Annotated in this window: 12 protein-coding genes; 6 read left to right on the top strand and 6 right to left on the bottom strand. The window is 63.2% G+C overall.

The window, feature by feature from the left end; all coding sequences use genetic code 11:
• The 3 genes from Q0Z94_RS07605 to groL all read left to right on the top strand — a co-directional run.
• Positions 1–485, top strand: a 485-nt coding sequence (locus Q0Z94_RS07605; RefSeq protein ID WP_298068416.1) for a hypothetical protein, incomplete at its 5' end; no start/stop codon positions are given.
• Positions 486–979: 494 nt separating this feature from the next.
• Positions 980–1,261 (top strand): co-chaperone GroES, encoded by a 282-nt coding sequence (groES, locus tag Q0Z94_RS07600; RefSeq protein ID WP_298068415.1) that lies wholly within the window; start codon positions 980–982, stop codon positions 1,259–1,261.
• Positions 1,262–1,296: 35 nt separating this feature from the next.
• Complete coding sequence (gene groL / locus Q0Z94_RS07595; protein ID WP_298068414.1) at positions 1,297–2,922, top strand: chaperonin GroEL; 1,626 nt, start codon at positions 1,297–1,299, stop codon at positions 2,920–2,922.
• A gap of 944 nt (positions 2,923–3,866) precedes the next feature.
• On the opposite strand, the gene Q0Z94_RS07590 is transcribed toward groL, so the two are convergent.
• The 6 genes from Q0Z94_RS07590 to Q0Z94_RS07565 all read right to left on the bottom strand — a co-directional run bounded on the left by Q0Z94_RS07590 (position 3,867) and on the right by Q0Z94_RS07565 (position 14,075).
• Positions 3,867–5,480 carry a sigma 54-interacting transcriptional regulator gene (locus Q0Z94_RS07590; protein WP_298068413.1) on the bottom strand — a complete coding sequence of 538 codons (1,614 nt, stop codon included), beginning with the start codon at positions 5,478–5,480 and terminating at the stop codon, positions 3,867–3,869.
• A gap of 24 nt (positions 5,481–5,504) precedes the next feature.
• Complete coding sequence (locus Q0Z94_RS07585; RefSeq protein WP_298068412.1) at positions 5,505–6,731, bottom strand: LL-diaminopimelate aminotransferase; 1,227 nt, start codon at positions 6,729–6,731, stop codon at positions 5,505–5,507.
• Positions 6,732–6,782: 51 nt separating this feature from the next.
• A complete protein-coding gene (locus Q0Z94_RS07580; RefSeq protein WP_298068411.1) occupies positions 6,783–9,083 on the bottom strand; it encodes an FAD-dependent oxidoreductase in 2,301 nt (766 codons plus the stop codon).
• A gap of 14 nt (positions 9,084–9,097) precedes the next feature.
• Positions 9,098–10,729 carry a glutamate synthase-related protein gene (locus tag Q0Z94_RS07575; RefSeq protein ID WP_298068410.1) on the bottom strand — a complete coding sequence of 544 codons (1,632 nt, stop codon included), beginning with the start codon at positions 10,727–10,729 and terminating at the stop codon, positions 9,098–9,100.
• Positions 10,717–11,823 (bottom strand): glutamate synthase, encoded by a 1,107-nt coding sequence (locus Q0Z94_RS07570; RefSeq protein ID WP_298068409.1) that lies wholly within the window; start codon positions 11,821–11,823, stop codon positions 10,717–10,719. Before Q0Z94_RS07570 ends, Q0Z94_RS07575 begins: the two co-directional genes overlap by 13 nt.
• A gap of 137 nt (positions 11,824–11,960) precedes the next feature.
• Entirely contained in the window at positions 11,961–14,075 is a 2,115-nt protein-coding gene (locus Q0Z94_RS07565; RefSeq protein WP_298068408.1) for a glutamine synthetase III, read from the bottom strand.
• 706 nt (positions 14,076–14,781) lie between these two features.
• Here Q0Z94_RS07565 and Q0Z94_RS07560 point away from each other — a divergent pair.
• From Q0Z94_RS07560 to ybeY, 3 genes are all read left to right on the top strand, one after another.
• A complete protein-coding gene (locus Q0Z94_RS07560; protein ID WP_298068407.1) occupies positions 14,782–15,792 on the top strand; it encodes a PhoH family protein in 1,011 nt (336 codons plus the stop codon).
• A complete protein-coding gene (locus Q0Z94_RS07555) occupies positions 15,770–18,646 on the top strand; it encodes an HDIG domain-containing metalloprotein (protein ID WP_298068406.1) in 2,877 nt (958 codons plus the stop codon). The genes Q0Z94_RS07560 and Q0Z94_RS07555 overlap by 23 nt, the downstream gene beginning before the upstream one ends.
• Positions 18,643–19,121 (top strand): rRNA maturation RNase YbeY (ybeY, locus tag Q0Z94_RS11845; protein ID WP_366517589.1); only part of this gene is annotated, 479 nt, incomplete at its 3' end. The genes Q0Z94_RS07555 and ybeY, both read left to right, overlap by 4 nt.

The following is a 19,121-nucleotide window of genomic DNA, read 5'->3' as shown; positions in this document are numbered from 1 at the left end:
AGGATCTGGAGCAGGTTCGCGAGGTCGTGAAAGAGCTGATACAGTATCTTCAGGACCCGAAGTGCTCGGATTTACACCGGGCATTTACGGTCTGGCTGGAACGGATTGTCCTGAAACGCGCAGGAATAACGGACAAGATTCCCGAATTTCAAGATTTGCGGGAGGTGGCCGCCATGTTGGAAGAACGCGTTGCACAGTGGAAAGATGAATACATCCAAAGAGGGGTCCTCCTCGGTAGGGCCGAAGGTGAAGCCCGGGGTATCTCCATTGGCGAAGCCCGTGGTGAAAGTCGTGGTTTAGGTATCGCCCTGCGCGATTTACTTGAGACGCGCTTTGGCAGCCTGCCGTCCTCTGTGCTTGAGTATATTAAAAACACGTCCGATGTGGACACGCTGCGTCAACTCATGCGGGACGCGGCCAGAGCAGAATCCTTGAATGCCTTCATGAACCAGCTTGGGATTAGCGGTGGAAATTTGCTGATGTAGCACTTCGCCATCCGCCGTGGTTCGGCTGCAGGGCAGGAGGTGGACGCCCTTCCCTAACCGCCGGAGCGGGGTAAGTCGGCGCGGTGCGTGCGCCGCTGATAGCGAGCTTGCCGCGCGCAATCGGGTTTTGCCCGCTCAAGCATCCTTGCGGTAAGCGCGCGGGGAAGGTCGCGCGAGCGTCAGCGATCTGACAGCGAACGTGTTCGTCAGGACATAGCCAGCGAACATGGTCATGCAGCCGCGGAAAATTCGTGTAAAATTGTAACTCAGTGTATTCTTTAATTTTTTTTATCTTCCAAAACGAAAAAATGAAAAAAATGAAAAAAAAATGACCTCGCCCCCCTTTACCTTGGCGAACTTGGGCTTATTTATGCTTCGTCGCCGTTGGAAGTCTTCCGCTTCAGCGGCAGTTTTCCGGCACAGATCCTTGAAAAGCCGTGGTTGCGGACTGCGCCGGGACTTACCGATAAAAACCTTTTGGGAGGATATGGGTTATGAAACCCCTGAATGACCGTGTACTCGTGAAACGCCTTGAGTCCGAAGAAAAGACCGCCGGCGGTCTGTTCATCCCCGATTCCGCGAAGGAAAAGCCCGCCAAGGGCGAAGTCGTGGCCTGTGGCCCCGGCAAGCGCAATGAGAAGGGCGAACGCGCCGCCATGGAAGTGAAGGTCGGCGACGTGGTGCTTTTTGCCAAGTATGCCGGAACCGAAATCAAGGTGGACGGCGTCGACCACATCATCATGCGTGAAGACGACATCCTCGCCATTCTCAACTAATCTGCAACCTACCCATTCTTTCAGGAGAACATAGCATGTCTGCCAAAGAGATTCTTTTTGACGCCAAGGCCCGCGAACGTCTGGCCCAGGGCGTTGACAAGCTCGCCAATGCCGTGAAGGTCACCCTCGGCCCCAAGGGCCGCAATGTGCTCATCGAAAAAGCCTACGGCGCTCCCGTCATCACCAAGGACGGCGTGACCGTGGCCAAGGAAATCGAGCTTGAGGACAAGTTCGAGAACATGGGTGCGCAGCTTGTGCGCGAAGTGGCCTCCAAGACCAACGACGCCGCCGGCGACGGTACCACCACCGCCACCGTGCTGGCTCAGGCCATCTACCATGAAGGCGTGAAGCTCGTGGCTGCCGGCCGCAATCCCATGCCCATCAAGCGCGGCATCGACAAGGCCGTGGCCGCCGTCACCGCTGAGCTCGGCAACATTGCCAAGCCCACCCGCGATCAGAAGGAAATCGCCCAGGTCGGCACCATTTCCGCCAACGCTGACGCCACCATCGGCAACATCATTGCCGAGGCCATGAGCAAGGTCGGCAAGGAAGGCGTCATCACCGTCGAGGAAGCCAAGGGTCTGGAAACCACGCTGGAAACCGTGGAAGGCATGCAGTTCGACCGCGGCTACCTCTCCCCCTATTTCGTGACCGACGCTGAAAAGCTGGTCTGCGACCTTGAGAACCCCTTCATCCTGCTCCATGAGAAGAAGATCTCCAGCATGAAGGAAATGCTCCCCGTGCTCGAACAGGTTGCCAAGATGAACCGTCCGCTGCTCATCATCGCCGAGGACGTGGAAGGCGAAGCTCTGGCCACCCTCGTGGTGAACAAGCTCCGCGGCGCGCTCCAGGTGGCCGCTGTCAAGGCTCCTGGCTTTGGTGACCGCCGCAAGGCCATGCTGCAGGACATCGCCATCCTCACCGGCGGCACCGTGGCCTCCGAGGACATGGGCGTCAAGCTCGAAAACTTCAGTCTGTCCGACCTCGGCACCGCCAAGCGCGTGCACATCGACAAGGACAACACCACCATCGTGGACGGTGCCGGCAAGAGCGAGGACATCAAGGGCCGCGTGGCTCAGATCCGCGCTCAGATCGAGACCTGCACCTCCGACTACGACCGTGAAAAGCTTCAGGAACGCCTGGCCAAGCTGGTGGGCGGCGTGGCCGTCATCAAGGTTGGCGCTGCCACCGAGACTGAGATGAAGGAAAAGAAGGACCGCGTGGAAGACGCCCTGAACGCCACCCGCGCCGCTGTTGCCGAAGGCATCGTGCCTGGCGGCGGCACTGCCTACATCCGCTGCCTCGCTGCTCTCGATGACCTTGCGGTCAGCGAAGAGGAAATGGCCGGTGTGAACATCGTCCGCCGCGCCCTGGAAGAACCTCTGCGGCAGATCGCCGCCAACGCGGGCTTTGAAGGCTCCGTGGTGGTGGAAAAGGTGCGCGAAGGCAAGGACGGCTTCGGCTTCAACGCCGCCACCGGCGAATACGAAGACCTCATGGCGGCCGGCATCATCGACCCCAAGCAGGTATCCCGCTTCGCCCTGCAGCACGCCTCCTCCGTGGCGGCCCTGCTGCTGACCACCGAATGCGCCATCGCTGAACTCCCCAAGCCTGAGCCTGCGGCTCCCGCTGGCGGCGCTGGCATGGGCGGTATGTACTAAAAACAGACGGGCGGGGTTCGCCCCGTCCGGAGCCTGATGCGCTGTTTCAGGAGAGGTCGTGAACGCGGCCTCTCCTTTTCCTTTAACCGCTGGAGGCACGCGCGGCAGCGCGTTTGGAGCGACGATGACCACCCCGCTCGCTGGCCGCAGCCATGCGCAACGGGCAAAGCCCGATTGCGCGCGGCCTGCTTGCTATCAGCTCACTGACGCTCGCGCCGTCCGGCGGTCAAGGATTTGCTCTCCCTTCCTCAACCTGCGGAGCAGCGAGCGGTAGCGAGCAGATAGCGAAGGCGGCGTGTTTGTCCGGCTTCTGCCGGCAAACATGGTCACGCCGCCGGAGCGGGTAAGGTCAAGCTGCACGAGGCGCGATCCCGTCAGACGTGGCCGGAGGATGCCTTTCGCCGAACTGGAAGTTCGGCACTCTTCGCGCTTTTTCGACAGAAAAAGCAAGATGCCTTTTTACCCCCCCCGCCATCCGATGGTCCAGGGAAAATTTGCCGTCCGGTCTTGCCTTAATCCCGGGTAATGGATACGTTGAAAGCGTGAGGGAGGCGTATGTCGGAATGTAACAAGGAAACACTGAAACTTATTGCAACCATCCTTGGAAATGTGGCCGCAATCGCTATCGGCGTGGCCTTGTTTGATGGAAAGATTGAAGGTATAGCCGTAACTGTCATCTTACTTTCTCTATGGTTTGAGACCTCGGCCTTTAGGCCGATATAGCCCCACCCCGCCCTGAAAGGCTTTGCTACATTATTGCTTTTCAGTCTGTTCGCCATTGGCACCATAAGGAGTCTTAAATGATCATTACCCTCCTGATTATGGCTGTAGGCCTGGCGTTGTTTCTTTATGGACGGCATATTGCCGCCAGGCAGAACTGACCACACCCACACGCTCCCTGCGGGGGGCTTTCTTTTTACCAGAGCGGTTCATCGGGTGGCCTTTCAGCGGCGCTTTTTCAGGAAGGCGCGGTAGTCGATGCCGTACTTCTTCATTTTGTAATAGAAGATGCGGTAGGTAATGTCGATGTCCCGCGCGGCCTGGTGGATATTGCCGTCCGCGGCGCGCAGGGCTTCCTCAAGGCGTTTCTTCTCCAGGGAGCTGATTTCCTGCCGGAAGCTCAGGGGGGAGTCGGCAGGCACTGCGCGCTCCCCGGCATGTTTTTCCTGATGGCGCAGGGCCGGGGGCAGGTGGCAAGCGTGTACCGCTTCTTCCTCGCAGAGCAGAACCGCGCATTCCATGGCGTTTTGAAGTTCGCGCACGTTGCCGGGCCAGGCGTAGGCCGTGAGCAGGTCGGCGGCCTGCGGGGACATGCGCCGCGCGGGGCGGCCGTAGCTGCGGGCGAAGCGGTGCAGGAAGTGTTCCGCGAGGGGCAGGATGTCGTCCCGGCGTTCGCGCAGGGGCGGCAGGAACAGCGGAAAGACGTTGATGCGGTAGTAGAGGTCTTCGCGGAACAGGCCCTGCTTCACCAGCTCTTCCAGCGGCTGATGCGTGGCACAGATGAGGCGCACGTCCACCGCAACGGGGTGTTCGCTGCCGAGGCGCACGATTTCCCTCTCCTGGATGGCGCGCAGCACCTTGGCCTGCGCGGGCAGGGAGAGATCGCCGATTTCATCGAGGAAGAGCGTGCCGGAGCTGGCCTGCTCGAAGACGCCGCGGCGTCCCTGCTGCGCGCCGGTGAAGGCTCCCCTCTGCCAGCCGAAGAGTTCGCCTTCCACCAGATCCGCGGGCAGTGCGGCGCAGTTCAGCTTGACAAAGGGGCCTTTTGCCCGCTCGCTGCACTGATGAATGGCTGCGGCCATGAGCTCCTTGCCGGAGCCGGATTCCCCGCGCAGAAGCACCGTGGTCTGGCTGGGGGCTACCTGCGCCACATGGTGCAGGACGTGGTTCATGGCCTGTGAGGACACCACGATGGCGGGCAGGGCAGAGAGCGCCGAGGGCAGGGGCTTGTCGTCCTGCCGGGTGTAGTGCGCGGACTGGCGGAGCAGGTCTTCCTGCAGACAGGCCACCTGATGTGCCATGAGTGCGGCCACCACTTCCAGAAAACTGCAGCGCAGGCGCAGCACGTCGGGGGGGGCCATGCCGGTATCGGCACTCAGCGTGCCCAGGACCTTGGGGGCGCCGTCCTGTGAGGACGCGCGTTCGGCGAGGACAGGCACGCAGATGAAGCTCAGGGTGGCAAGCTGATCCTCGCTGCGTTCAAAGAGCCGGTTCATGAAGTCTGGATGATCCTTCATCCGCCCCACGATGATGGGCTTGCCCGAAGCGAAGACCTGCCCGGTGATGCCCGTGCCGGGCGCATAGGAGAGATGCGGGACTGCGGCCTGCCCCAGCGCCATGGACAGGTGCAGGCTGCCGTTTTCCGGATCCTGGACGACGATGTGCGGGCGCAGAAAGTGCATGGTCCCGGCAAGGGACGACAGCACAAGGTTCAGCGCGCCGCGGAAGGGCGTCCCCGGGGCAAGCCCGCTGACGATTTTTTTCAGGCTCGCAAGGTACGGGCCGAAGTCCGCGGGGGCGGGCTTGGCATACGAGTGAAGGACAGGTGCGCCGGACACGTTCGTCTCCCGAAAGAAAGGGTGTCAGAGTATGCTCTGGAAGCGTTCCAGGGCCTTGAGGGTCTGTTCGGGCGAGGCAAAGGCGGTGAAGCGCGCGTAGCCCTCGCCGCAGGCACCGAAGCCCACGCCCGGGGTGCAGACCACGGAGGCACGGCTGAGCATGAGATCGAAGAAGTCCCAGGACTTCATGCCCTGAGGGGTACGCAGCCAGACGTAGGGGGAATGTTCGCCGCCGAAGGCTTCAAGCCCGAGGGAGGTGCAGGTGTCGAGTATCATGCGGGCGTTGGCGCGGTAGATGCCAAGCTGTGCCTCAAGCTGCGCCTGAGCAGGTTCGCGGAAGACGGCTTCGGCCGCGCGCTGGACGATGTAGGGACAGCCGTTGTACTTGGTGCACTGGCGGCGCAGCCACATGTCGTGGAGCGAGAGTTCCGTCCCGTCCGCGGCGTGTGCCCTGAGCTTGTGGGGAACCATGGTGTAGGCGCAGCGCAGGCCGGTGAAGCCTGCGGTCTTGGAGAGGCTGCGAAATTCGATGGCCACCTCGTCGGCGCCGGGGATCTCGTAGATGCTGTGGACGATTTCCGGGCTGGAGATGAAGCTTTCGTAGGCGGCGTCAAAGAGGATCACGGCGTCATTCTCACGGGCGTAGTCCACCCAGCGGGTCAGGGCCGCGCGGCTGAGCACCGTGCCCGTGGGATTGTTCGGGCAGCAGAGATAGATCATGTCCGGGCGGCGTTCGGGCAGAGCCGGTTCAAAACCGTTCTCCGCCGTGCAGGGCAGGTAGACGATGCGGCTCCAGCGGCCGTCCTTCCTCTCTCCGGCGCGCCCTGCCATGGCGTTGGAATCCTCATAGACCGGGTACACGGGATCGGTGAGCGCGACTACGGCGTCCGGGCCGAACAGCTCCTGAATATTGCCGACATCGCTCTTGGCGCCGTCACTGATGAAGATTTCGTCCGCTTCCAGAGCCACGCCGCGGGGCTTGAAGTCGTGTTCGAGAATGGCTTCGCGGAGGAAGGCGTAGCCCTGTTCCGGGCCGTAGCCGCGGAAGCTGCCGGCCTTGCCCATTTCATCCACGGCCTGGTGCAGGGCCTCGATGACGGCGGGGATGAGGGGCTGGGACACGTCGCCGATGCCGAGGCTGATGACTTCGGCTTCGGGATGCGCCTCCCTGTGGGCCTTGACGCGGCGGGCGACTTCACTGAAAAGGTAGCTGCCGGGGAGGGCGGCGTAGGCATCATTCATCTTGGGCATAAGGATTTCCTTGCAGGCGAAGGGTGAAGGGCGGCGCGGGCCGCCCGGGTTTTATTCCATGGAGGCATTCGGTTCAAGCGTCCAGACTCCGCAGGGGCAGACGCCGGCGCAAATGCCGCAGCCAATGCAGCGGGCAGGGTCGGATTCGTAGCGGAAGCCGTCCGCAGTCTCCTCACGGGTGATGGCCTTTTCCGGGCAGGACTGGAGACACATGCCGCAGTCCCGGCAGGAACCGCAGCTCACGCAGCGGCAGTAATCCTCCGAGGGCGCGGGGAGGGCGGCCTTGTCCACCCTGGCGAAGTATTCCAGGCTGAGCCTGGATCCGGCCTTTTCCCGCGCAGGGGAGGGCGTCCAGGCGCGGCCCGCAAGCCAGGCGTCCGCGGCCTCTGCCGCACGCTTGCCGGAGCCGATGGCCGCGGTGAGCAGACCGGGCTTCACCACGTCGCCCACGGCAAAGACGCCGGGCAGTATGCTCTGATCCGCGCCGGGGACCAGCCAGCTTCCGCGGAAAGTCTTCACGCCCTCCGGGAGAAAGTCGATTTCCGGCTCGTCGCCCACGGTGATGATGACCATGTCCCCGGGGATGAGTCGGCCATCCGCGGTGACCACACCCGCCTCCGTGATTTCCTTCGTCATGACGGGCCAGACAATGTCCCCGCCCAGGGATCGGATGTGCTCGATTTCCTTGTCAAAGGCCGCGGGCTTCTGCACGTCGATGCAGGTGACGTGTTCCGCGCCTTCCGCGTAGGCTCCGGCGGCGGCGTCCATGCCGGCGTTGCCGCAGCCGATGACGATGACGTTCCTGCCCACGCGGGGATGAGCGCCGCGGTTCACGGCCTTCATGAAGTCGATGCCGGGCACGATGCGTTCCTTGCCGGGCCAGTCGAAGATGCGGGCCTTCGTGCCGCCCACGGCAACGATGACGGCATCGTTCGCCGCGCGCAGTTCGGCGAATCCGGCCTTGTCCACGCGGCAGGAGGTGACGAATTTCACGCCCATGTCCGCGATGCGCTGTATCTCCGCAGCCAGCACGCTGTGGTCGAGGCGGGCGCGGGGTATGACCTGCTCAATCTTGCCGCCGATGACCGAATCGGCCTCGTAGACCGTGACATCGTGGCCCCTGCGGGCGAGCTGCCAGGCGGCGGAAAGCCCGCCCACGCCGGAGCCGATGACGGCCACGCGCTTCCCCGTGCGCTTCTTCGGCTTCTCCACGCTGACGGCGGCGGACTTGCGCCCCAGGGCGCCGATCTGCACGGGCAGGTCAAGGCGTGCGCCGCGGGTGCAGGCGTCCATGCAGGGGTTGGGGCAGACCGCTCCGCATACCGAGCCGGGGAAGGGGGAATAGTCCAGAATCAGCCGCAGCGCTTCGTCCACACGTCCTTCGCGCAGGAGCTGGAAGCGCCTCTGCGTGGGAATGTGCGAGGGACAGTCATACTCACAGGGCGCGGCGGTGGCGGCGTTGTCCCAGCGGGGGACGCGCAGGCGGTATTCACCGCGCTCCACCAGGGTGTGGACGCGCCAGTCGTCCCGCACCACATCGCCGAAGATGCCGCCCCTGACCCAGGCATTCTTGCGGAAGTCGGCCATGCTCAGGGGCTTTTCCTCGCCCTCGCCCGCCTTATGGGGCGTGAGCTTGCGCCATTCTTCCCAGCGCGTGAGCAGAGGGATCAGGTCGCTGTGCTGCGTGGCGGCGAGAAAGTCTTCCATGCCCTTCGCGAGGAAGGCGATGTCGGCGTCGTCAAGGGCGCCGAGGCTCACGTCGGCGGCGGCGTAGCAGCCCGGGTTGCCGCGGAAATAGACCACGCCGCCCACCATGCCCACGCAGGCGCGCTCACCGAGGACGGAGGCAAAGTCTTCGCTGTCGCAGCCGCAGACCACCATTTTCCCGCCGCCCATGAATTCGCAGGGGAAGGATCCGGTATTCTTGAGGATCCACAGTTCAGGCTCGGGGTAGAGCGGGTCGTGCTTCATGAGCGAGCCGGAGCGCGTGCCCGCGCGTCCGCCGATGTAGACCACGCCGGAGGCGGCGCAGTGGCCGGCCGTGTCGCCCGCGTCGCCCCTGACCACAATGCGCGCGCCGGAGTTCAGCCAGCCGGCGTCGGCGGGAACAGGGCCGTCCACAATGATTTCGGTGCCGTCCAGTCCCATGCAGCCCAGACGCTGGCCCGGGTTGGTCACATGGAAGTGCAGGGGCCTGCCCTCGGCGTTCCACAGGGGGCCTCCGATGTCGTGCTGGCCGGAGGCGCGGATGTCAAATTCCGTCTCTCCGCGGGACAGCGCTTCGCTGATCTGCGTGAGAAGGGCCTGGGTGGACATGCGTTCGTGGCCGGAGAGAGTATCTATGGTGAACATTTCTGTCTTCCTTGTCAGCAGGCGTAGGCGATGCCGAGCTTTTCGGCGATGGCGCGGTCGGTGGAAACCAGGGCGTCGGAGCGTCCCACGGGGAGCGAGCTGTTGCCCACGGGAGCCATGAGCTTGCGCAGTTCGCTGTCAAAGGCGAGGACGTAGTCCACGATGTTCTGGGCGCCCTTGTCCACATCGAGGCGGGCCACCAAGCGGGGATCCTGGGAACAGATGCCGTTGGGACAGCGGCCGTTGGAACAGGAATTGCAGCGGCCGTGTTCGTTGCCCACGCAGCCGAGGAGCTGGATGAGAATCTTGCCGCAGAACACGCCGTTGGCGCCGAGGCAGATCATCTTGAAGGCGTCGGCCGCGGCGTTGCCGGTAAGCCCTACGCCGCCGCCCGCCCAGAGCGGTATCTGCCCCTGAAGGCCCTGCTGCACGGCGGCAAGGTAGCATTCGCGCAGTTTGGAGACGATGGGATGCCCGGTGTGATCCAGAGAGACCTCGTTGGCCGCGCCCGTGCCGCCCTGTATGCCGTCGAGGAAGAAGCCGCCGCAGATTTTGTAGGGGTCGCGTAGCAGGTTGTTGTAGACGGACACCGAAGAGCCGGAAGCGGCGCACTTGATGGCCACGGGCACGCGGAAGCCGAAGGCCGCGTTGAGGGAGAGGTGCATCTTCTGCACGGATTCCTCAATGGAGTACAGGCCCTGATGGTTGGGCGGGGAATGCAGCGTGGACCTCGGCACGCCGCGGATGGCCTGGATGTGCGGAGCCACCTTGGAGGCAGGCAGAAGGCCGCCGTCGCCGGGCTTCGCGCCCTGACCGATCTTGATGAGCACACCCGCGGGGTCGCTCTTCATGCGGGGCAGGGCCTTGATGATGCGGTCCCAGCCGAAGTGCCCAGAGGCGATCTGGATGATGAAGTATTTGAGCTGATCGGATTCCAGCAGCCGGATGGGCATACCGCCCTCGCCGGAACTCATGCGCACGGGCAGTGCGCATTCCTCGTTGAGGTAGGCAACGGCCAGAGCCACGGCTTCCCAGGCGCGGGTGGACAGGGCGCCGATGGACATGTCGCTGAAGATGAGCGGATAGATCCAGTTCACCGGCGGGGTAGTGCCGGTCTTGACCAGCCTGCCGTTCTCCACCTTCAGCGGCAGCTCACGGGAGGGCAGCACGCGGCCGAGGGGGGCGCGCACGTCGAAGGTGTGGCGTTCGGAGTCCAGGGAAGGGTCGGTCATCTGGCTGATGCGGCCCACCACGATGGCGTCCAGGGTGCGCTGGCTGTTCAGTTCGGTGCGGCCGCCGCGCTTGATGGGTCCGTGTCCGCGGGCCAGCAGGGGGAGGCGCTGGTCGGGATTGCGCACGGGGCGGATGGCGTCGTTGGGGCAGACCTTCTGACAGAAGCCACAGCCCACGCACAGGTGCTCAATGTCCGTCTTCTGACGGATGACCGGCCTTGCCAGGTGGCTGGGTTCGGGGTCGGGCTGCGCGGCGCGGGACACGGTGAGATCCTGCCGCATCATGCGTACTTCGATGGCGTTCTGTGTGCACTGGGCCACGCAGCTTCCGCACATGGTGCAGCGCGCAGGGTCGTATTCGATGATCCAGCGCAGATCGCCGGGATAGAGGTCGAGAGCCTTTACTGTCTGCATCGCTGCACCCTCAGTTCGTTGTCGATGACGATGATTTCGCGCTCATCGGGGTAGATGTCCCCGGAGGTGTCGCGGTCCGGCATGATGGCGTTGAGCCCGCACACTTCTGAGGAAATGGCCAGCATGTCGTCCGTCCTGCCGACGACCACGGGGCGCAGCTTCTTGGAGTCGCAGCAGGTGATCATGCGGCCGTCGGGGAGCATGGCGATGATGGTGTTCGGGCCGTTGATTTCCAGATGAGCCAGGGTCTCGCGGATGAGGTTCAGCACGTCTCGGTCCTCGCGGCGGTCGATTTCGGCAAAGGGCAGCGGCGTGATGACGTGCTTGTAGTAGGGCAGGGGCCACTTCATCTCGTGCAGCACGTAGTGCAGACTGTAGAGGAAGCACTGGGAGTCGGATTCAAAGCCGATGTAGCCGCGGTGCAGGGATTTCTGAAATTCGCGGTTCTTGGTGTAGAAGGTGTTCTCGCCGTTGGCGCACAGGGTGTAGCCCTGGAGAAAGAAGGGGTGGGCGGCGTAGCGGACAATGGCATAGTTGGTGTTCTGGCGGCACTGGGTCACGATGTTTCTGGCCCGCAGGGGGCAGTCCGGGTCCCAGAGGCGGAAATAGGCGGCGATGTCCCGCGGGTCGCCGATTTCCTTCAGAGTGAGGACATCGGGCCAGAAGGAATAGACGTAACCGCTTTCCCTGGCGTCGAGGAGGCGGCGCAGGGCCAGGCGCACGTCCAGCATGATTTCGCCCTTCTTCTCCATGCTCATGTCTCGGTATTCCGGCGGATAGTCGTAGACGCAGAAGAGGTAGCGGGGCATGGCCCTGATGTCCAGCCCGGGCCGTGCGTCGGGCCGGGGAGTCCAGCTGTAGAGCAGCGAGAAATGGCGCTCCTCCATGTATTCGTCGATGAGCGCCGCGCCTTCGGCATTGCAGGCCGCCGAGAGGAGCGGCTTGTCCTTGAAGTCCGCGAAGACTCCGAACAGATCCTGCATGACCATGGCGTAGCCGGAATTGTCGTGCCCTTCCTGCTGCGGGATCATGAGTTCCAGCGCAGTGGACGGCCCGATGGGCGTTCTGCTTTTGATCGACCCGATTCTGCACATAGGCGGTATCCTTGATTCACAATGGTCGGGAAAAAATTGTATTGGTACAAAATTGTTTTATTCCGGGTGTCAGGGCAGGGAGGCCCTCCGAAGAGGGACCTCCCTGAGCGGGGCGCTGACGGTTTCCGTCCGGGAAATCAGTGCGTCCACATAAGTTCGGCGTAGCTCGGAAGAGGCCAGTCACTGCTGGCAACGAGGCTTTCCATGCTGTCGGCGAACGTGCGGCAGGCGTTCATGGCGGGCAGGACTTCGTCACGGGCGAGGGCGGCGGCTGCGGGCGCTTCGGCGATGCCGGAGAGTTTGGCGCGCACGCCGTCCAGCGCATCCAGAGCCTGCATGAGTCCGTCCAGACCATCCGCCAGGGCGCGCACATGTTCCACCAGGGAGGCAGGGGCGCTGCCGAGGGCCGTGCGGGTGTGTTCGAGGGCGGCCGCGGCCTCGCTCTGGGCCTTGAGCACAGCGGGCACGATGAGGGTGCGCCCGATGCGGCTGGCCGTGGCGGCCTCGATGGCGATGCTCTTGGCGTAGTTCTCGAAGAGGATTTCCTGACGGGACAGGCATTCGCGTTCGGTGAGTATGCCCTGGCTGACGAAGGTGGCGAGCACGTCCGGGTCGCTGTAGTGCTGGAGGGCGTCCACCGTGCTTCTGTAGTTGGGCAGGCCGCGGCGGGCCGCTTCCACGGGCCATTCCTCGGTGTAGCCGTTGCCGTTGAAGATGATGGGCGCGTGTTCGGTGAACAGGTCGGTGAGCAGGGACTGCACGGCATCGTTCAGAGGCGTGCCCTTGGCGGTTTCGGCTTCCAGACGGTCGGCGATTTCTTCCAGAGCGCAGGCCACGGCCGCGTTGATGGCGATGTTGGCCGGAGCGATGGACTGGGAGGAACCCACGGCGCGGAATTCAAACTTGTTGCCCGTGAAGGCGAAGGGACTGGTGCGGTTGCGGTCGGAATAGTCGCAGGGCAGCGGGGGCAGAACGTCCACGCCGATGTTCAGGGTGGGCTTGCCCTTGCTGGCGCAGCAGGTGTCGCCGGTGAAGGAGTGGATCACGTCCGCGAGCTGGTCGCCGGTGTACACGGAAATGATGGCGGGCGGGGCTTCGTTGGCGCCCAGACGGTGGTCGTTGCCGGCGCCGATGGTGCCGAGGCGCAGGGTGGCGGCGTGCTTGTGGACGGCGCGCAGCACGGCGGCAAGGAAGACGAGGAACTGAGCGTTGTCCTGCGGCGTGTCGCCGGGCTTGAGCAGATTGTTGCCGTCAGAATCGGCGAGAGACCAGTTGTTGTGCTTGCCGCTGCCGTTCACGCCGTCAAAGGGCTTTTCGTGGAGCAGGCAGACAAAGCCGTGCCGTGGCGCGAGGTAGCGCATGAGGTTCATCACCAGCATGTTGTGGTCGGTGGCGATGTTCACCTTTTCATAGAGCGGAGCCAGCTCGAACTGCGCCGGGGCCACTTCGTTGTGGCGGGTCTGCGCGGGGATGCCCAGGCGGTAGAGGTGGCGTTCCAGATCTTCCATGAAGTCCATGACCCGCTCGGGGATGGCCGCGAAGTAGTGATCCTCCATTTCCTGGCCCTTGGGCGTGGGCGCGCCGTAGAGCGTGCGGCCGGTGAGCAGCAGGTCGGGACGTCTGGCGGCAAGTTCCCTGTCCACAAGGAAGTATTCCTGTTCCGGTCCGGCCTGCGCCACAACGTAGCGGGCGCTGGTGTTGCCGAAGAGACGCAGCACGCGCAGAGCCTGACGGGACACGGCGGACACGGAACGCAGCAGCGGAACCTTGCGGTCGAGCGCTTCGCCGGTGTAGGAATAGAACATGGTGGGCACATGCAGGGTATGCCCTACGAGGAAGACGGGCGAGGTGGGATCCCAGGCCGTGTAGCCGCGGGCCTCGAAGGTGGAGCGCAGACCTCCTGAGGGGAAGCTGGAGGCATCGGGTTCGCCGGAAAGCAGAGTCTTGCCGGAGAAGGAGCTGATCATCCTGCCGTCCACGGGCTGGAGGAAGGCGTCGTGCTTTTCGGCGGTAAGCCCGGTGAGCGGCTGGAACCAGTGGGTGTAGTGGGTCGCGCCTCTGGAGACGGCCCAGTCCTTCATGGCGTTGGCCACGGTGTCGGCGATGGCCGGATCAAGGCGGCTGCCGTTCCGGACGGTCTTTTCAAGTTCCACATAGACATCGTGCGGCAGATGCCGGCACATGGTATCCAGTGAGAACACGTCACAGCCAAAGTATTCGTCCACACGAGGATCGGCGGGTGTACTTGCCATTTTCCTAAACTCCTTTTCCGGGGCAGCCCCGGGGAAATATTCGTTTCCCTTGAAGCAAAAAGCGTGCCAGGAGGAAAAGTATTTTCCAATACAGCGAAAAGTATGGATATTTTTTTCAGAAACGGAGACAGCATCCACAAAAGGACTGAACATTTCCACATAAACGTAGAAAAATATTCCCCGCCTGGAACAAAAAGATCATCGAGGCTGGAATTTTGCCAAAGAAAAAGAACGGGTTAACGAGAAAAAGACATTTCTACACTTTTGTCGTTTTTTTGGTGCATCCTGAGACGGAAACGGCACTCTCTGCGGCAGATGTCCGCCTTTGCGCGGAAGGCATAGGCGAAGACCGCAGCCGAACACTGAGAAAATCGACATAAACGTGGAAAATTGGTAAAAAAGACGATGGGAACCCGAGGCTGGAATTTTTGATGATCCTTAGACAGTTGGAGGCGCGACCGGCAGCGTGTTTGGAGCGACTACCCCGCTCACCGACCGCAATCATGCGCAGCGGGCAAAGCTGATTGCGCACGGCAAGCGAGCTATCGGCAGCGCACGCGCCGCGCCTCCGGCGGTTTAAGGTTTTGAGCATTTTTGCCTTTCCTGTCTTTCTTTTTCTTCCCCCACACCCTCGGCTGGACGAGCGGGAGGTTTTAGCGTATGGGGAAGAAGAGATACTCCTTTCAGGAAGTGGGAACGAAAGGACATGCAGGTGAAGACAGCCTTTTCGGAAACGCTGGCCTTTGAAGACGCCCGCCTGGCGAGTGAGCTTTTCGGGCCGCTCAATGCGCATATAGAGCTGATTGCGGACGCTTCGGGCGCGGAGCTGGAAACGCGGGGAACAGAGCTGACGGTGACGGACGCACGGCCGGAACGCCGGGGACTGGTGCTGAATCTGTTCACGCAGGGCTACGGGCTTTTGCGTTCCGGGCGGGAGATCCGCGGCGAGGATCTGCTTCAGGGCTACGAGGAGCTGCTGCGGGATCCGCGGGCGGACATCGGGCGGCTGTTCCGGGATGCGGCGGCCATTGTTTCGCCGCGTAAGACGATACTGGCGCGGAACACGGCGCAGCGCCGCTACATGGAGCTTTTGCGGGCGCACGAGCTGGTGTTTGCCACGGGTCCGGCGGGCACGGGCAAGACCTATCTGGCGGTGGCCATGGCGCTTTCCATGCTGGCGGCAAAGCGGGTGAAGAAGATTGTGCTCACGCGGCCGGCGGTGGAGGCCGGGGAACGCCTGGGCTTTCTGCCCGGGGACATGGAAGACAAGGTGAATCCGTACCTGCGGCCGCTCTACGACGCCCTGGGGGACATGCTGGGGATGCAGAGCTTTGCCCAGAAGCAGGAAGCGGGAATCATCGAGGTCGCACCGCTGGCCTTCATGCGCGGGCGCACGCTGAACGATGCCTTTCTGATCCTGGACGAGGCGCAGAACACGACGCGGGAGCAGATGAAGATGTTTCTGACGCGCATGGGCTTCGGTTCACGCGCGGTGATCACGGGGGATGTGACGCAGATCGACCTGCCGCCGGTGAACCGGGCCTTCCTGCGGGAAGGGGAAGAGGCGGGCGAGACGCGCTCCGGACTGGTCCACGCACTGCGTGTGCTGAACGGGGTGCGTGGCATCGGCTTCCATTGTTTCCAGAGCTGCGACGTGGTGCGTCACCCGCTGGTTGGGCGCATTGTGGATGCCTATGATAGTCATGAAAAAGAGTAGGAAGAACTCTCCGGTCAGTGTGCTGCAGCTCGTGTCGCAGACGCGCGCCATGCTGCTGCACCATCATCACGGCTGGGGGCTTCTGGCGCTGGCGCTGGCGTTGATACTGCTCAGTGCCCTGGCTTCGATACAGCCCGTGCGTCCGGCGCGGGTACTGTATCCGGCCGGGGAAATTGCGGCCACGGACGTGGTTTCCGACCGCGACCTCATGGTGGAAGACCCGCAGGCCACGCAGCGCCGCCGCGACAGGGCGCTGGCGCTTCAGCCCATGGTCTTCGACCTCAACAAGAAGGGGATGCAGAGCTTCCGGGAAGAGAGCCTCGGCCTGCTCAACGAAATCAACCGGACGGGGCTGGATGCGGACGGAATGGAGCGCGTGCGCCGGGCCTTCAACGAGCGGCACCTGGCGGAAATTTCCGCAAATTCGTTCCGGCAGCTTGCCACGCCGCAGGTGCAGACGTACCTTTTGGAGAAGTTGCTGCCGTGGATGGAAGGAATGCTTGCCCACGGCGTCCTTGCGGACATGCGCCAGCTTTCCAGCACGGACAACACGGCGGTGGTGCGAGACCTTGACAGCGGCACGGAGGTACTGCGCACCCAGGCGGGCGGACTTATTGATCTGCGTATGCTTCAGGCCGCGCTGGGCCGCAGGGTGCGCAGCGATGCGCAGCTTAGTGCGCGGGCGAAGGTGGCGCTTCAGGAAATCCTGCCGCTCATGGTTTTGCCCACGCTGTCCCTGAATCAGGAAGTGACGCAGCAGCGCAACGCGGACATGCTGGCCGCGGTGGAGCCGGTGTTCTACAAGGTACAGCAGGGAGAAGTGCTGGTGCGCGCCGGAACCATGGTGACGCATGAGCAGCAGATCAAGCTTCAGGCACTTTTCCGCGCCGCACCCGGGCTGGTGGACTGGCCGGTGTTCTTCGGCTGCATCATTGTGGGGTTGTTCCTGCTCCTGGGGCTGTTCATCACGCCGAGCGGGAACAAGGGGACGGTGCTGCGTACGCGGGATCAGGTCATGATCGCGCTTCTGCTTTCGGTGTTCGGGCTGGCGGCCTGGGGGTCGATGTACCTGTTCACCGTGGTGACGTCCACGCCGGTGGCGCACGTTCTGGCCTTTGCCTTTCCCGCCGCCGGGGGCACGGGTCTGGCCGCGCTTATTTTTGCCGCGCGCCGTTACTGCACGGTGGGGCTGACTATTTCCTTCTTCGTGACGCTGATCTTTCACGGGGACACGGCGCTGTTCTTCTTCTACTTCATGTCGGCCATGACGGATACCTGGCTGGTTCTGCGCGCGCAGAACCGGCAGGACGTGGTCTGGGGAAGCGTACCGCTCTTTTTGTGGATGGCGATGACGGGCCTCGGCGCGGCACTGGCTTCCCATGTCGAATTCGGTCACCTGCCGCTGCTTATGCTCTGCCTGCTACTCAACGCGGCAAGTTCGCTGTTCCTGCTTTTTGCGCTCAGCCCGGTTCTGGAAATGCTCATGGGCTACACCACGCGCTTCCGCATGATGGAACTCATGAATCTCGAGCACCCGCTGCTTCAGGAACTCATGATGGAGCTGCCCGGGACGTACCACCATTCGCTGGTGGTTTCCAACCTTGTGGAGGCCGGGGCCGCGGCCATCGGGGCCAACAGTCTGCTGTGCAAGGTGGGAGCTCTGTACCACGATGTGGGCAAGATTTCGCGGCCGGAATATTTTGTGGAAAACCAATTCGGCGGGCCGAATCCTCACGACAGGCTTTCGCCGGCCATGAGCGCGCTCATCCTGCACGCCCACGTCAAGCACGGCGTGGAACTGGCCTCCGACTATCGCCTGGGGCAGGAGATTTCGGACATTATCGAACAGCACCACGGCACACGCGGGGCCATGTATTTTTACAATAAAGCCTTGCAGATGGGCGAAAAACCCGACTTGCAGGACTACCGCTATCCCGGACCGAAGCCCCAGAGCCGGGAAGCCGCCATCGTCATGCTGGCCGACTCGGTGGAGGCCTCCAGCCGCACGCTGGAAGACCCCACTCCCGCCCGCATCCGCGCCCATGTGGCTAAAATCGTCAACGGCATCTATGCGGAAGGCCAGCTTGACGAATCCGATCTCACCTTCCGCGACCTGAGCCGGCTCACCGATGCCTTTGTGCGCATTCTCACCGGCCTTTTTCATCAGCGTATCGCCTATCCGGAACAGGGCAGGCCCCGCCGGGAGACTCGGACAAAGGAGAGGGAAGACGAGGTTCGGGAAAAAGCCGTGAAGGCCGTGAAAGGCTGTGCGACGGGCTGCGGAAAGGGAGCCGCAAAGAACGGCGTAAAGGATGGTGGAAAGGATGTTAAGGAGGTTCCTGACGCCACGGAACTCAGACCTGAATGGATGATCTCGCCGGGCAGAAGCGGGCAGAGTCTGACCGCAGGGGGCGGAACAGGGCTTTCGGGAACGGTGTTCACCGTCGCACCCGCAAAGCCTGCGCCGGCAGTACAGCCGGAAACTTCCCCAGCATCTGCAACTGGGGCGAACGCTGCCGCACGTTCCGCCGTGCCGCCTGCGGGAACAGAGGGAAGGGCAGCCTCGGTCACGGGGACGCCGCCTTCATCTGCCGCGAATCCCACTGACACGGCGAACCCCGCCAGCGTTGCGAATCCCTTGCCGGTCACGCCGTCTGCCGCAGCCCCCGACATCCAGTCTGCTGAGTGCGCTGGGGCACAGACCTATTCCCTTGTCATGCCTGGGGAACCCGTACCACCCGCACAGCCCGAGACGGTTTCCTCCGTGCGGGTTCCGGTGCCGTCCTCTTCCGATTCCGCCGCCAAATCCGCGTCCGTTGCGGGACGCAAGCCCGGCCAGGAGGAGCGCTCATGAGAACTCCTGAGAGCCTTGCGGGAGCTGCCTTCGCGCCGGAAGCCTTCGCCTGCGGCCGGGCGAACGCTTACGCAGGCTCCCACGGCGTGGCGGAAGACGCCGGGCTTTCCGTGTCCGTGCGCGTTCCCTGCCGCTTTTGCCGCCGGGAATGGACGGCGTGGCTTGCCGCCATGCGCCGGACGGCCTTCCCCCACGGCGCGGCGCTTCCCGCCGTGGAACTCGTTGTCTGCGGGGATGGAGAGATCGCCACAGCCAACGTGCGGCTCCTGGGTTGCAGCGGGCCGACCAATATTTTGAGCTTCCCGGAGGGCGGACGCTCTCTGGGTTCGCTTATGCTGAGTGCCGTGACGCTGGAACGGGAGTCCGTGCTCTACGGGCAGGACGTGTCCGCCCACGCGCGGCGGCTCCTCGCCCACGGCATGGGCCATCTGTGCGGGCTGGATCACGGCCCGGAGATGGAGGCCAGTGCCAGCCG

Source organism: uncultured Mailhella sp. (assembly GCF_947631555.1).
Lineage (GTDB): Bacteria > Desulfobacterota > Desulfovibrionia > Desulfovibrionales > Desulfovibrionaceae > Mailhella.
This window is presented reverse-complemented; position numbering and strand designations above follow the sequence as displayed.

Coding starts and splice junctions, on each gene's coding strand:
- groES (WP_298068415.1), top strand. CDS start 980: ATGAAACCCCTGAATGACCGTGTACTCGTGAAACGCCTTGAGTCCGAA.
- groL (WP_298068414.1), top strand. CDS start 1,297: ATGTCTGCCAAAGAGATTCTTTTTGACGCCAAGGCCCGCGAACGTCTG.
- Q0Z94_RS07585 (WP_298068412.1), bottom strand. CDS start 6,731: ATGCCCAAGATGAATGATGCCTACGCCGCCCTCCCCGGCAGCTACCTT.
- Q0Z94_RS07580 (WP_298068411.1), bottom strand. CDS start 9,083: ATGTTCACCATAGATACTCTCTCCGGCCACGAACGCATGTCCACCCAG.
- Q0Z94_RS07575 (WP_298068410.1), bottom strand. CDS start 10,729: ATGCAGACAGTAAAGGCTCTCGACCTCTATCCCGGCGATCTGCGCTGG.
- Q0Z94_RS07570 (WP_298068409.1), bottom strand. CDS start 11,823: ATGTGCAGAATCGGGTCGATCAAAAGCAGAACGCCCATCGGGCCGTCC.
- Q0Z94_RS07565 (WP_298068408.1), bottom strand. CDS start 14,075: ATGGCAAGTACACCCGCCGATCCTCGTGTGGACGAATACTTTGGCTGT.
- Q0Z94_RS07560 (WP_298068407.1), top strand. CDS start 14,782: ATGCAGGTGAAGACAGCCTTTTCGGAAACGCTGGCCTTTGAAGACGCC.
- Q0Z94_RS07555 (WP_298068406.1), top strand. CDS start 15,770: ATGATAGTCATGAAAAAGAGTAGGAAGAACTCTCCGGTCAGTGTGCTG.